Source organism: Achromobacter spanius (assembly GCF_029637605.1).
GTDB classification, from domain to species: domain Bacteria; phylum Pseudomonadota; class Gammaproteobacteria; order Burkholderiales; family Burkholderiaceae_B; genus Achromobacter; species Achromobacter spanius_E.
This window is the reverse complement of sequence record NZ_CP121261.1, coordinates 4518597-4531780: the sequence shown is the minus strand read 5'-3', so window position 1 is coordinate 4531780 and position 13184 is coordinate 4518597. Positions and strand designations below refer to the sequence as shown.

General features: G+C 63.8%; 12 protein-coding genes. 9 read left to right on the top strand and 3 right to left on the bottom strand.

Going from position 1 to position 13184, the window contains the following annotated elements; translation table 11 throughout:
- Positions 1-17: 17 nt before the first annotated feature.
- Positions 18-623, top strand: coding sequence for an HD domain-containing protein (locus P8T11_RS20265; protein WP_268080354.1), 606 nt, complete (start codon positions 18-20; stop codon positions 621-623).
- A gap of 109 nt (positions 624-732) precedes the next feature.
- Here P8T11_RS20265 and P8T11_RS20260 read toward each other — a convergent pair whose 3' ends face one another.
- The gene (locus P8T11_RS20260; protein ID WP_268080355.1) at positions 733-1926 is read right to left on the bottom strand and encodes an acetylornithine transaminase; all 1194 of its coding nucleotides are present in this window, start codon (positions 1924-1926) and stop codon (positions 733-735) included.
- A 221-nt stretch (positions 1927-2147) separates the two neighbouring features.
- Between P8T11_RS20260 and P8T11_RS20255 the strand changes: the two genes are divergently transcribed.
- Positions 2148-3113, top strand: a complete 966-nt coding sequence (locus tag P8T11_RS20255; protein ID WP_268080356.1) for a Bug family tripartite tricarboxylate transporter substrate binding protein — start codon at positions 2148-2150, stop codon at positions 3111-3113.
- Positions 3114-3232: 119 nt separating this feature from the next.
- On the opposite strand, the gene P8T11_RS20250 is transcribed toward P8T11_RS20255, so the two are convergent.
- Positions 3233-4642 carry an MFS transporter gene (locus P8T11_RS20250; RefSeq protein WP_268080357.1) on the bottom strand — a complete coding sequence of 470 codons (1410 nt, stop codon included), beginning with the start codon at positions 4640-4642 and terminating at the stop codon, positions 3233-3235.
- 384 nt (positions 4643-5026) lie between these two features.
- Between P8T11_RS20250 and P8T11_RS20245 the strand changes: the two genes are divergently transcribed.
- From P8T11_RS20245 to P8T11_RS20230, 4 genes are read left to right on the top strand one after another with little or no spacing between them, the layout of a single operon-like run.
- A complete protein-coding gene (locus P8T11_RS20245; RefSeq protein WP_268080358.1) occupies positions 5027-5809 on the top strand; it encodes a transporter substrate-binding domain-containing protein in 783 nt (260 codons plus the stop codon).
- An 18-nt stretch (positions 5810-5827) separates the two neighbouring features.
- Positions 5828-6496, top strand: a complete 669-nt coding sequence (locus tag P8T11_RS20240) for an amino acid ABC transporter permease (protein ID WP_268080360.1) — start codon at positions 5828-5830, stop codon at positions 6494-6496.
- A complete protein-coding gene (locus P8T11_RS20235; protein ID WP_050447435.1) occupies positions 6493-7149 on the top strand; it encodes an amino acid ABC transporter permease in 657 nt (218 codons plus the stop codon). The genes P8T11_RS20240 and P8T11_RS20235 overlap by 4 nt, the downstream gene beginning before the upstream one ends.
- On the top strand, positions 7130-7861 hold the full coding sequence (locus P8T11_RS20230) for an amino acid ABC transporter ATP-binding protein (RefSeq protein ID WP_050447434.1): 732 nt from the start codon (positions 7130-7132) through the stop codon (positions 7859-7861). The genes P8T11_RS20235 and P8T11_RS20230 overlap by 20 nt, the downstream gene beginning before the upstream one ends.
- Positions 7862-7909: 48 nt before the next feature.
- Here the strand turns inward: P8T11_RS20230 and P8T11_RS20225 are convergent, their stop codons facing one another.
- A complete protein-coding gene (locus P8T11_RS20225; RefSeq protein ID WP_268080361.1) occupies positions 7910-9049 on the bottom strand; it encodes a DSD1 family PLP-dependent enzyme in 1140 nt (379 codons plus the stop codon).
- Between the two features lie 290 nt (positions 9050-9339).
- Between P8T11_RS20225 and P8T11_RS20220 the strand changes: the two genes are divergently transcribed.
- The 3 genes from P8T11_RS20220 to P8T11_RS20210 all read left to right on the top strand — a co-directional run bounded on the left by P8T11_RS20220 (position 9340) and on the right by P8T11_RS20210 (position 13167).
- The gene (locus P8T11_RS20220) at positions 9340-10302 is read left to right on the top strand and encodes a TAXI family TRAP transporter solute-binding subunit (RefSeq protein WP_268080363.1); all 963 of its coding nucleotides are present in this window, start codon (positions 9340-9342) and stop codon (positions 10300-10302) included.
- Positions 10303-10422: 120 nt separating this feature from the next.
- Positions 10423-12447 carry a TRAP transporter permease gene (locus P8T11_RS20215; protein WP_268080364.1) on the top strand — a complete coding sequence of 675 codons (2025 nt, stop codon included), beginning with the start codon at positions 10423-10425 and terminating at the stop codon, positions 12445-12447.
- 261 nt (positions 12448-12708) lie between these two features.
- Positions 12709-13167, top strand: a complete 459-nt coding sequence (locus tag P8T11_RS20210) for a DUF494 family protein (RefSeq protein ID WP_050447430.1) — start codon at positions 12709-12711, stop codon at positions 13165-13167.
- Positions 13168-13184 lie beyond the last annotated feature (17 nt).

Genomic DNA, 13184 nt, shown 5'->3' with positions numbered 1-13184 from the left:
ATCACGGGTAGCCGCGCATGCCACCAAGCCCCCTGGAAAGCCAGCTTGCCTTCCTAAGAGAAATCGACAGGCTCAAGACCGTTGTGCGGCAGTCTTCGCTGCTTGATCGCAGCAGAAAGGAAAACTCGGCCGAGCATTCCTGGCACTTGGCGATGTATGCCCTGATCCTGAACGAGTACGCCAGCGGCGCCGTGAATACGGATCGGGTCATGCGGATGCTCTTGCTGCATGACATTGTGGAGATAGATGTCGGCGATTTTCCGATTCACGGCGGATCGTCAGGCGAACTACAGGCAGAGCTGGAGCAGAAGGCAGCCGAGCGTTTGTTCGGCTTGTTGCCGCCGCCGCAACGCGATGAATTCCTTGGCTTGTGGCAGGAGTTCGAGCGGGCGGAAACAGAGGACGCCAGGTTTGCGAAAGCGCTTGATCGCTTTCAACCGCTGCTGATTAATATCTACACGGGTGGGGGCACGTGGACAGAAAGCGGCGTGTCTCTTGAACAGGTGTTGGCGCGGTATGGACCTGCCATCCAAAGGGGCGCGCCCCGGCTATGGGAAGAATGCGAGGGCTGGGTGAGGCGGCATTTTCAACTGCAAATGGAAGCGGGCGGCGACACAGGCTAGCAGTACGAGCACAAGCATCAACGGCTGTTGACGCTTTGCACGTGCACCAAGCACCAAAAAACAAGGGCCGCAAAATCCGCGGCCCTTGCTCATTTCCTACCTACATCAATCACGCCTTGCGCACCTGTGCGATCAGCGCGTCCAGTTGCGTCAGCATCAAATCGATTTCTTCTGCCGTGACGTTCAGCGCCGGCATGAAGCGCAGCAGGTTCGGGCGCGGGGCGTTCAGCAGCAGGCCTTGGGGGTTCTGGTTGCGGGCGGCTTCGACGATGGCGGGGCCGTCGTCGCGGTCCATGATCAAGGCGCGCAGCAGGCCTTGGCCGCGTTCGCCCTTCATGCCGTACTTGGCCGACAGGGCCAGCAGGCCTTCGGACAACTGCTTGGAACGCGCGTTGACGGCGTCCATGAAGCCCGGGGCGGCCAGGGCGTCGAACACGGCCACGCCCACGGCGGTGGTCAGCGGGTTGCCGTTGTACGTGCCGCCCTGGTCGCCATGCGAGAACACGCAGGCGTCCTGGCGGGCCAGCAGCGCGGCCAGCGGCACGCCGCCGCCGATGCCCTTGGCCAGCGTCATGATGTCGGGCGTGACGTCGGAATGCTGGTAGGCGAACATCTTGCCGGTGCGGCCCATGCCGGTCTGGACTTCGTCCACGATCAGCAGCAGCTGGTTTTCGTCGGCCAGCTTGCGCAGGCCTTGCATGAACTCCTTGGTAGCGGGGAGGACGCCGCCTTCGCCCTGCACCGGTTCCAGCATGATGGCGACGGTCTTGTCGTCGATCAGCTTCTTCACGGATTCCAGGTCGTTCAGTTCGGCCTTGGGGAAGCCTTCGACTTGCGGGGCGAACATCTTGTCCCAGCCCGGCTTGCCCGATGCGGACATCGTGGCCAGCGTGCGGCCGTGGAAGCCGTGGTTCATGGTGATGATCTTGTAGGCGCCGTTCTTCTTGACCTGGCCCCACTTGCGGGCCAGCTTGATGGCGCCTTCGTTGGCTTCGCCGCCGCTGTTGGCGAAGAAGACGCGGTCAAAGCAGGACGCGCCGGTCAGGCGTTGGGCCAGCTCGATCGAGGGGATGTTGTAGAACGCCGGCGACGGGTTCATCAGCTTTTGCGACTGTTCAACCAGCGCGCGCTGCATTTCCGGGGCGGAATGGCCCAGCGTGTTCACCGCCCAACCTTGCACGAAGTCCAGGTATCGCTTGCCCGCGTGATCCTCCAGCCAGGAACCCTTGCCGCTGACGAACACGAGGTCCGGGCGGGAAGTGATATCCATGAGGGTGTTGACGTTGAACTGGCTGAATTCCATGGCGGTTCCTGCGGGGGGTAAGGACAGCGGTGAAGGAAGAAGTTCGCGAAGGGGAAGCGCGAAAACGCAAATGTAGCACCGACAGAGGAATGCTATCGTGACGCACCCCCCGCCGAATCGCCCCGGGCCGCCTCACAAGGGCCGCCTGATCGGGCGCTCTATTTTATGAGCAGTGGCGCGCCCTCCGCGCGCCCTCCGTTGTCGCTTTTTACTGACCAATCATGAAACGTATTCTTTCCAGTCTTGCCGCTGGCCTGACGCTGGCGGCGGCCAGCGCCACGGCGCACGCCGAATTCCCCGACCGCCCCATCCGCCTGGTGGTGCCTTTCCCGCCCGGGCAGGCCACCGACATCTTTGCCCGTGCCCTGGCTGAAAAGCTGGGCGCCGCCGTCAAGCAGCCGATCGTGGTGGAAAACCGCGCGGGCGCCGGCAGCAACATCGGCATGGAACAGGCCGCCCGCGCCACGCCGGACGGCTACACGCTGGTCATCGCGGGTAGCGCGGCCGCGGTCAACCAGACGCTCTACAAGAACATCAAGTACAGCCTGACGCAGGACTTCGCGCCGGTGTCGGGCGTGTTCTCGGTGCCGCTGATGTTCCTGGCCACGCCGGCCTCGGGCATTACGTCGCTGAAGCAACTGGTGACCCAGGCGCGCGCCAATCCGGGCGAACTGGCCTATGCCAGCGCCGGCATCGGCGGCACGCAACACCTGTCGGCCGAGATGTTCAAGGCGGCCGCCAATATTGATATTCGCCACATTCCGTACAAGGGCAGCGGCCCGGCGCAAGCGGACTTCCTGGGGCATCAAGTGCCTCTGATGGTGGATTCCGTAACTGCCGGCCTGCCGCACGTGCAAAGCAAGAAGGCCGTGGCGCTGGCGGTCACCACCGCCAAGCGCCTGCCGCAATTGCCGGACGTGCCGACCGTGGCTGAATCCGGCTATCCGGGTTTTGAGGCCATCGGCTGGGCCGCCGTGCTGGCCCCGCGCGACACGCCGCCCGCCGTGACGGACTACCTGAGCAAGCAGATCAGCGCCGCGCTCAACACCCCGGAAATGCAGAAATTCCTGCGTGACCGTGGCGCCGAACCGATGCCGCTGACGCCCGACGCCACGGGCAAGTTCATTGCCGCCGAAGTGGACAAGTGGGGCCGCGCGGTGAAGCAGTCCGGCGCGCAGGTGGACTAAGCGTCCAGGCGTTGCCAGGAAGCCGTCCCGGGGTCTGTTCAGATCCCAGGGCGGCTTTTTTATTTCCCGATGCCTTCAGCCACCCAGGTCAAGTTGCCGGCTGAAGGTCGGTTGATCTTTCACGTTGCTCGACGCTTCCAGATCAGCCCGGCGGCCAGTGCGAGCGCCGCGCCGATGGCCACCGAGGCCACCGCAAAACCTAGCCGAACGTCTTGAGCACTGGCGCCATCAGGCGCGATGGCAATGAACAATCCGCCGACCATGGCGACGCTTACGGCGGCGCTGATCTGGAGGGTCGCGGTTACCAGGCCCGACGCCAGCCCCGCCCAACGTGTTTCGACCTGGTCCACGTTCAAGCGCACCAACGCGGGAAGCGCAATGCCTTGCCCGGCGCCAATCAGGAACAAGGGCAACGCAAGCCAGGAAGCCCCATCGGCGACGGCCAGGACCGCAACCATGATCAGGCCGAACACCTCCAGCATCATGCCCAGTGCGGCGGTACGTGCCCCTATTCGCCGGACGATATGCGGGCTGCACAGCGGCCCAAGGAAGAAGCCAATACCTAGCGGCAAGACCGCCAACCCGGCCGTCAGGGCGTCGTGTCCCAGGCCGTTCTGTTCGTACACCGCGAACACGAAGAAGAACGCGGCAAGCGCATAGAAGAAGAACGTGGATGCCAGGCTGCGCCGCAGCCCGCGCGCGGCCAAAAGCGAGGGCAGGACCAAGGGCGTTCGGCCCGCAAGTTCCTGCGCTTTTTCGTAGCGCCAGAAGAACCACAGCAAGGGCATGCTCAGGATCAGCAGCGCCATGCACCATACTGGCCAGTGGCGCTCGCGCCCTTCGATAAGCGGCACCACAAGCGCCAGCAAGCCAGCCGCCAGCAGCAACGCACCCGGCACGTCCAGGCGCGCCGAACGCTCGGCTCGGCTTTCACGCAACCACCACAGCGCGGCGGGAACGGCAAGCGCGATGATGGGAAGGTTGATCAGAAACACGCTACGCCAACCCAGTCCCCATGGGCTGGTCGACACCAGCACCCCCCCCAGCAATTGCCCCCCCACGGAGGCCAAGCCGAATGTCGCGCCATACAGGCTTAGCGCGCGGTTCTTTTCGCTGGCCGGAAAGAGGGCGTGGATGGACGCCAATGATTGCGGCGCCATGATTGCCGCCGATATCCCTTGCAGCAAGCGGCCGACAATAAGCAGGTTTGGCGACGGCGCCAGGCCACACAGTGCCGACGCGACGCCAAAGCCCAGCATGCCGCTCACGAATACCCGCTTTCGGCCGTAGAGATCGCCTAAACGCCCACCCAGGATCAGCGTGACGGCATAGGCCGCGGCATAGACCGAGATCACCAGTTGCGAGACGTCCGACGTGGCTTGCAGGCCCACGCGGATGGCAGGCAGCGCCACGTTGACGATGAAGAAGTCCAGGGGTGGCAAAAGGGTGCCGGTCAGGAGGACAAGCAAGGCGAGCCAGCGGCGCGAGTCCGGGGCATAGACCATCACGGGCGAAACTTGGGTATTCATGGCTAGAGGTTCCAGACTGGACCGCCCGGAGTTCGGGAATTAGCAAGTCCGCGGGCGGCGCGGTCGATGTCGGCATCGACGATTGGCAGCCATCATGACGCCCACAATGTTGTTTGCGAACTGCCATTTCTGCGTATTTCTTGTTCATTTTTGAACGGATAGGTGTGCCGCGGCAGGGAGCGGACGTTCGCATCTTCCTGGTGCCTTTCGTGCCCGCATTCGGCGCATGGCTCGCACCACATCGGGGCGGGGTTCAAGCGCTTGGCGCTGCGCTCCGGGCGCGGCCCAAATGGCACGGAATTTGCTTTTCCAGTTTTGTATACCGAATTGGTGTGCAACGCGTCGACCCACCCCTGGGCGATGCGCGCCCTGGAGAGTCCCCTCATGAACCGTAGAACCTTGCTGTTGTCCCTTTGCACCGCCGCCACCCTGCTGGCCGCGCCGCTGACGCATGCCGACACGCTGGACGATATCGTCAAAGCCGGCACCATCAAGATCGCCGTGCCGCAGGATTTTCCGCCCTTCGGTTCGGTGGGCGCCGACATGAAGCCGCTGGGCTATGACATCGATACGGCAGCACTGATCGCCAAACAACTGGGCGTGAAGCTGGAGCTGGTGCCGGTCACCAGCGCGAATCGCATACCGTACTTGCAGACCCACAAGGTGGATCTGGTGATTTCCAGCCTGGGCAAGAACGCGGAACGCGAGAAGGCCATCGACTTTTCCGATGCCTACGCGCCGTTCTTCAATGGCGTGTTCGGCCCGGCCGACCTGAAGGTATCGTCGGCGGCGGACCTGGCCGGCAAGACCATCGGTGTCACGCGCGGCGCGGTGGAAGATATCGAGCTGTCGAAGATTGCACCGGCATCCGCCACGCTCAAGCGCTATGAAGACAACAACGGCACCATCACGGCCTTCCTGTCGGGCCAGGTGCCGATGATCGCCACCGGCAACGTGGTCGCCGCCGCCATCCTGGCGCGCAACCCGGCCAAGAAGCCCGAAACGAAGTTCCTGATCAAGAACTCGCCTTGCTACATCGGCATGAACAAGGACGAGCCCAAGCTGCGCGCCAAGGTCAACGACATTCTGGCCGCCGCCAAGCGCGACGGCTCGCTGTCGGCGATCTCGCAGAAGTGGCTGGGGGCCGAGCTGCCCAAGGACCTGTAAGTCCGGAAGGCGGCCATCATGGCTTATCAATACGACTTCGCGTCGGTGTTCGACTACACGCCGGTGCTCATCAAGGGCATCGGCGTCACGGTCGAGCTGATTGCCTTCGGCGCGGTGGCGGGCGTGGCGCTAGGCATTGCCTGCGCGTGGATTCGCACGCAGGGACCACGCGCGCTGCGCGCCCCTGTCACGGCCTATGTCGAGGTCATACGCAACACGCCGTTTCTGATCCAGTTGTTCTTCGTCTTCTTCGGCTTGCCTTCCTTGGGCATACAACTGGGCGAAATGCAGGCCGCCTGCCTGGCGATGGCCTTGAACCTGGGCGCCTACAGCACCGAGATCATCCGCGCAGGTATCGATGCCACGCCCAAAGGGCAGTACGAAGCCGGCGCCAGCCTGGCGATGACGCGCTTTCAGGTGTTCCGGCACGTGGTGCTGAAGCCCGCGTTGCAACGCATCTGGCCCGCGTTGTCGTCGCAGATCGTGATCGTGATGCTGGGCTCGGCGGTGTGTTCGCAGATTGCCGCTGAAGACCTGACCTTTGCCGCCAACTTCATCCAGTCGCGCAACTTCCGCGCGTTCGAGGTGTATCTGGTCACCACCGGCATCTATCTGGCCCTGGCCATCATCTTGCGCCAATTGCTGCGCATGACCGGCAGGCGTCTGTTTCGCAAGGCGGCGCGATGATTGAATTTTCAATGTGGGACATCGTCCGCAACCTGCTGCTGGCCGCGCGCTGGACGATAGTGCTGTCGCTGGTGGCGTTCGCGGGCGGCGCGCTGATGGGCGTGCTGGCGCTGATGATGCGCACGTCGCGCGTGGCGCTGATGCGGCGGGCCAGTTGGGCTTACATCGAACTGTTCCAGGGCACGCCGCTGCTGATGCAGCTGTTCCTGGCGTTCTTCGGCCTGTCGCTGCTGGGCCTGGAAGTGCCGCCGTGGCTGGCCGCGGGCGCGGCGCTGACGCTATGGTCGGGCGCGTTCCTGGCCGAGATCTGGCGCGGCTGCGTGGAAGCGATTCCAAAAGGCCAATGGGAAGCGTCCGCCAGCCTGGCGCTGGGCTACGTGCAGCAGATGCGCTACGTGGTACTGCCGCAGGCGCTGCGCATTGCCATTGCGCCCACCGTCGGCTTCGCGGTGCAGATCGTCAAGAGCACCGCGCTGACCTCCATCATCGGGTTCACCGAGCTGTCCAAGGCCAGCACGGTGATCACCAACGCCACGTTCAGTCCCTTCACCGTCTATGCCTGCGCCGCGCTGATCTACTTCGCGCTGTGCTGGCCCCTGTCGCGCCTTAGCCTCCGGCTGGAAAGGAAGTTGCATGCCCCTCATCGCCCTTGAAGACGTCCGCAAGAAATTCGGCGACAACGAAGTCCTGAAGGGGGTGACGCTGCGCGTCGAACCCGGTGAGGTCATCGCCATCATCGGCAAGAGCGGCTCGGGCAAGAGCACGCTGTTGCGTTGCGTGAACGGGCTGGAACAGATTGACGGCGGCGCCATCATGGTGGCCGACGCGCAACTGGGCGACGATGAACTGCGGCTGCGCGCGCTGCGGCTAAAGGTGGGCATGATCTTTCAGCAATTCAACCTGTTCCCGCACCTGACGGTGGGGCGCAACGTGATGCTGTCGCCCATGGTGGCCAAGCGCATGCCGGAAGCGGAAGCGGCCGACATGGCGCGCGCCATGCTGACGCGCGTGGGGCTGGCGCACAAGTTCGATGCCTGGCCCGAGGAACTGTCGGGCGGGCAGCAGCAGCGCGTGGCGATTGCCCGCGCGCTGGCGATGCAGCCCCTGGCCTTGTTGTGCGATGAAATCACGTCGGCGCTGGACCCCGAACTGGTCAACGAAGTGCTGGCGGTGGTGCGCGAACTGGCCGCCGACGGCATGACGCTGCTGATGGTCACGCACGAAATGCGCTTTGCGCGCGAAGTGTGCAACCGCGTCGTCTTCATGCATCAGGGCCGCGTGCATGAGATTGGCCCGCCGGAGGAATTGTTCACGGCGCCCGCCACCCCGGAACTGCGCCAATTCCTGGGGATGACGAACCTGTGAATGGCTGGGCGGCGTTGAACGCCGAACATTTACCTCATGCGGCGACCGTCAGCGCGAAAAGCCGCGCGCCGCGATTTCCCAGATGTCTTGCACCACGCCGTCGCGCACCACCACCAGGCCGTCATGCAAATTGAACGTCGGGTCCACATGCGAGGGCACCAGCCGCAGCACATCACCCAGCGCGGGCGCCTGCGCGCCGGGCGCCACGCTCACCACGCCGTGTTCGTCGTTGATGGCGGCATAGGTCAGGCCGTCCAAGCCGAAGACCGCGGGCGGGCCGCATTCGGCGGTGGTGGATTTCAGGCCCGCATCCAGGATCACGCGCTCGGGCGCGGGCACGCTCATCACGGTGGACAGCACGAACAGGCTGTTCTGGAAGCGGAGCGGTCCGTCCCATTCATTGGCGCCGTAATCGCCGTCCATGAAGGCATAGGACCCGGCCTGCAGCTCCGTATAGACGCCGCTTGCCGCGTCGAATTCCGCGCTGCCCGTGCCGCCGCCCGTGATGACGTCGCAGGCGATGCCGCTTTCGCGCAGCAGTTGCGCGTGGGACGCCGCAATCCGCGCCGCCTGGCGGCACACCTGGGCGCGTTCTTCGCGCGTGCGGGCGTGCTGCACCGAGCCGTGATAGGCCTGCAAACCCACGAAGTTCACACCGGGCAGGTCGCGCGCCTGCTGCGCCAGCGCCAGCACCAAGGCGTCGTCAGACACGCCGCAGCGGCCTTGGCCGACGTCAACTTCCACCAGCACGTCGATCTCGGCGCCGGCATGCACCATGGCTTGGGAAATGTCCGCCAGATTCTTGGCGTTGTCCACGCAGACGCTCATCTTGGCGATGCGCGCCAATTGGCCCAGCAAGGCCAGCTTGGCCGGCCCGACCACTTCGTTGCTGATATGGATGTCATGGATGCCGGCGGCCACGAAGGGCAGGGCTTCGCTGACTTTCTGGCAGCAGATGCCGCGTGCGCCCAGCGCCAGTTGGCGCAGGGCAATCTCTGGGCATTTATGCGCCTTGGCGTGCGGGCGCAGGGCCACGTCATGGCGGTCGGCCCAGGCCTGCATGGCGCGCAGGTTGGCCTCGAACGGCGCCAGGTCCAGCACCAGGCTGGGGGTGTCGACGCGGGCCAAGGGATCGCCGGGTTGCGCGGCCGGGGGCAGCGCTATGCCGCGTATGACTTCCTGGGACATCGGGGGTACTCCGTTATTGACAGCGCGTGGGATGTAACCGTGGGGGCAGGACTCCATAACCAAAGCACGAGCAGCCATAACCAAAGGGTTCATTGACCCCCAGGTAAACGATAGCTCCGTAACCATTGGCTACGCACCCCCCTCATGCCAGAATTTCAACATGAAAACGGCCCCCAAGGGGAGGCCCATTTCTGCGCCAAGGCGGCGCTTTTCCTGAACCGCCAAGCGCAGGAATGACAAGACGATTTTCGTCACACGAACCCTACCCAACAACACCCGGAGAAGCACACATGAAACTCAAACACTGGATCACCGCCCTGACCGTCGCGGTTGCCGCCGTCGGCACCGTGGGTTCCGCACAGGCCCAACAGTTCTTCCGCATCGGCACGGGCGGCACGGCCGGCACGTACTACCCCATCGGCGGCATCATCGCCAACGCCGTGTCGCAGCCGGGCAAGCTGGTCGCCACGGCGGTGGCGTCCAACGGTTCGGTGGCCAACATCAACGGCATTCTGGGCGGCTCGTTTGAAGCCGGTTTCACGCAGTCGGACGTGGCCTACTGGGCCTACAGCGGCACGGGCACCTTCGAAGGCAAGCCCAAGGCGCAAGACCTGCGCCTGATCTCCACGCTGTACCCGGAAAGCATCCACCTGGTGACGCGCAAGGGCGCGGGCATCAAGAGCGTGGCCGATCTGAAGGGCAAACGCGTGTCCATGGATGAACCGGGCTCGGGCACGCTGGTTGATGTGCGTCTGATCCTGGGCGCCTACGGCATGACCGACAAGGACATCAAGGCCGAATACCTGAAGCCCAACCAAGCCGGCGACAAGCTCAAGGACGGCGGCCTGGATGCGTTCTTCTTCGTGGGCGGGGCACCGGCCGGCGCCATCGCCGAACTGGCCTCGAGCGGCGCGGGCATCGAGATCGTGTCGCTGGTCGGCCCGGAAATCGACGCCCTGCGCGCCAAGCAGGAATTCTTCACGCCCGACACCATCGCCGCCAACACCTACCAGAACGTGGGCGAAGTGAAGACCATCTCGGTCAACGCGCAAATGGTCACATCGGCCAAGCAGTCCGAACAAGTGGTGTACGACGTCACCAAGGCGCTGTACAGCGACGCCACGCGCAAGACGCTGGACAACGGCCACGCCAAGGGCAAGCTCATCACGCGCGAGAACGCCATCAAGGGCGCCGGCATCCCGTTCCACCCGGGCGCCGAGAAGTTCTACAAGGAAATCGGCCTGCTGAAGTAAGCCCAAGCCGATCTCCAACCGGCGATACGCCGGCGCGCCGGGTCACCCCGGTGGTGCGCCGGCATTGCGCAGGGCCGCCTAGTGCGGCCCTGTTTGCGGATTCACCTGAGAAATACGTCGATGGAAATAGACCACGAAAAGACCCAGCAACTAGCGGAAAAGTACGATTCCGAAATCCGCTTCCGGCCCCTGGACAAGACCGCCACCTGGATCGTTTCCGGCCTGCTGGTCACGCTCTCGATCTTTCACTACTACACCGCCGGCTTTGGCCTCTTGCGCGAAGCCACCCATCGCGGCGTGCACCTTGCCTTTGTGCTCAGCCTGATTTTCCTGGTGTTCGGCTTTTCAAAGTCGCACTACAAGCGCGAGCCGAAGTCCACCTGGTACGCGCCGGGCGGCATCCCGCTGTATGACTGGATCATTGCCGTGGCGCTGGCGCTGTCGGTGATGTACATCCCGTACATCTTCGAAGACCTGGCGTTCCGCGTGGGCAATCCACTGCCCATCGACGTGTTCATGGGGTCGATCCTCCTGATCGGCCTGCTGGAAGCCACGCGCCGCGCCATGGGCTGGCCCTTGCCAATCATCGCCATCGTGTTCATGGCCTACGCCATGTTCGGCCAGTACTTCCCCGGCCTGCTGCAGCACGCCGGCAACACCTGGTCCCAGATCGTCAACCACATGTACCTGACCAGCCAGGGCGTGTACGGCGTGGCGGTCGGCGTGGTGGCCACCTACGTGTTCCACTTCGTGCTGTTCGGCGTGCTGGCCACCCGTATCGGGCTGGGCCAGTTGTTCCTGGACGTGGCCTCGACGATTGCCGGCCGCTACGCGGGCGGACCCGCCAAGGTGTCGGTGTTCGGCTCGGCCATGTTCGGCATGCTGTCGGGTTCGTCGGTGGCCAACGCGGTCACGGTCGGGTCGCTGACCATTCCCGCCATGATCCGCGTCGGCTACCCGCGGCATTTCGCGGCGGGCGTCGAAGCCGCCAGCAGCACGGGCGGACAGATCACGCCCCCCATCATGGGCGCGGCCGCGTTCCTGATGATTGAATTCCTGGGCATTCCCTACCAGCAGATTGCGATTGCCGGCGTTTTCCCGGCCTTCCTGTACTTCTTCGGCCTGTTCATGCAGGTGCACTTCGAGGCCAAGCGTGAAGGGCTGCGCGGGCTGACGGCCGAAGAAATGCCGAAACTGAAGCAATCGCTCAAGATGCGCTGGCCCACCTTGATCCCGCTGTTCCTGCTGATCGGTGTACTGGCCAGCGGCCGCACGCCGTACCTGGCGGCGTTCGCGGGCATTACGGGCTGCATCGTGGTGGGCTTGCTGAATCCGTTCCAGCGGCTGCGCCTGCGCGACCTCTACGAAGCCTTCGAAACCGGTGCCAAGTACGCGCTGGCCGTGGGCGCCGCGGCCGGCACCGTGGGCATCGTCATCGGCGTGGTCACGCTGACGGGCGTGGGCTTCAAGGTGTCGTACATCGTGATCTCGGCGGCGCAGTCCATCGCGGGCGTGGCATCGGTGGTGATCCCGGAAGCCATCGCCAACACGCAGTCGCTGACGCTGGTGGCCGCGCTGATCATGACGGGCATCGTCTGCATCCTGATGGGCTGCGGCATTCCCACCACGGCCAATTATCTGATCATGGTGGCGGTGGCCGCGCCCACGCTGGTGCAGTTGGGCGTGCAGCCGATCGCGGCGCACTTCTTCGTGTTCTATTTCGGCATTCTGGCGGACATCACGCCACCGGTGGCCCTGGCGGCGTATGCGGCAGCGGGCATGGCGGGCAGCGACCCGTTCAAGACCGGCAACACGGCATTCAGGCTGGGCATCACCAAGCTGATCGTGCCGTTCGTGTTCGTGTTTTCGCCGTCGCTGCTGATTTCGGTGCAGGGCTTTACCTGGTACGCGTTCTTCGTGACCTTGTTCGGCTGCATGGTGGGCCTGGTGCTGCTGTCGGCGGCATTCTCGCGCTACATGCTGGTAACGATGAAGAGCTGGGAACGCTGGCTGTGCACCTTGGGCGCCTTGCTGACCATCTTGCCGGGGCTGACCAGCGGCTTGATCGGGCTGGCCGTCTGCATACCGGTGTTCATCCGCCAGTTGGGTGAATTGAAACTGCAACGCAACGCCAAGCCGGCGTAGGGCTCGCTGACCGCTGCAATCTTCTAGAAGATAAAAAAGAGGGGCGGACACTTAAGTCCGCCCCTCTTTTCTTTCGTCCAATCACGCATTTTGTCAGCAAATACGGGCAGAATGGGGGCCGTCAAACGACAGGGTGACGCCATACAACATTCCGCCTTTTCGCCGGTTGCCCGGCTAAATAAATCAGCGTAAAGTAAAATTCATGTTTGCTGGTCTGCCGATATGCGGGCCGACTGTGCAAACAGGCACAAACTGCGCCATATGTTCGATATCCTGGTTTATCTGTTCGAGAATTACTACACGCCGCAAGCCTGTCCTGCGGCCGATGTGCTCGCTAAGCGGCTTGCCGCTGCCGGTTTCGAGCACGAAGACATCGACGACGCTCTCGGTTGGCTGTATGGCCTGGCCGAGACTACCGAACGATGTGTCGACCTCGCTCAGGCGCCCAACACCGGAACCCGGATCTACACCGACAACGAATACAGCCAGCTCGGCACCGAATCCATCGGCTTCATCGCCTTCCTGGAATCGGCCGGCGTGCTGCCGGCGCCCCTGCGTGAGATCGTCATCGACCGAGGCCTGGCTTCGCCCGAAACGCCCGTGCCGCTATCCAAGATCAAGATCATCGCCCTCATGGTTCTCTGGAGCCAGGAAGCCGAGATCGACAACCTGGTCCTGGAAGAGCTGCTGGACGAAGAAGGCGTGCGGCTGTTGCACTGACCCGACGCGCAGGCCCT

Bases quoted from the DNA above. Each gene is read 5' to 3' on its own strand.
- P8T11_RS20265 (WP_268080354.1), top strand. From the start codon at position 18: ATGCCACCAAGCCCCCTGGAAAGCCAGCTTGCCTTCCTAAGAGAAATC.
- P8T11_RS20260 (WP_268080355.1), bottom strand. From the start codon at position 1,926: ATGGAATTCAGCCAGTTCAACGTCAACACCCTCATGGATATCACTTCC.
- P8T11_RS20255 (WP_268080356.1), top strand. From the start codon at position 2,148: ATGAAACGTATTCTTTCCAGTCTTGCCGCTGGCCTGACGCTGGCGGCG.
- P8T11_RS20250 (WP_268080357.1), bottom strand. From the start codon at position 4,642: ATGAATACCCAAGTTTCGCCCGTGATGGTCTATGCCCCGGACTCGCGC.
- P8T11_RS20245 (WP_268080358.1), top strand. From the start codon at position 5,027: ATGAACCGTAGAACCTTGCTGTTGTCCCTTTGCACCGCCGCCACCCTG.
- P8T11_RS20240 (WP_268080360.1), top strand. From the start codon at position 5,828: ATGGCTTATCAATACGACTTCGCGTCGGTGTTCGACTACACGCCGGTG.
- P8T11_RS20235 (WP_050447435.1), top strand. From the start codon at position 6,493: ATGATTGAATTTTCAATGTGGGACATCGTCCGCAACCTGCTGCTGGCC.
- P8T11_RS20230 (WP_050447434.1), top strand. From the start codon at position 7,130: ATGCCCCTCATCGCCCTTGAAGACGTCCGCAAGAAATTCGGCGACAAC.
- P8T11_RS20225 (WP_268080361.1), bottom strand. From the start codon at position 9,049: ATGTCCCAGGAAGTCATACGCGGCATAGCGCTGCCCCCGGCCGCGCAA.
- P8T11_RS20220 (WP_268080363.1), top strand. From the start codon at position 9,340: ATGAAACTCAAACACTGGATCACCGCCCTGACCGTCGCGGTTGCCGCC.
- P8T11_RS20215 (WP_268080364.1), top strand. From the start codon at position 10,423: ATGGAAATAGACCACGAAAAGACCCAGCAACTAGCGGAAAAGTACGAT.
- P8T11_RS20210 (WP_050447430.1), top strand. From the start codon at position 12,709: ATGTTCGATATCCTGGTTTATCTGTTCGAGAATTACTACACGCCGCAA.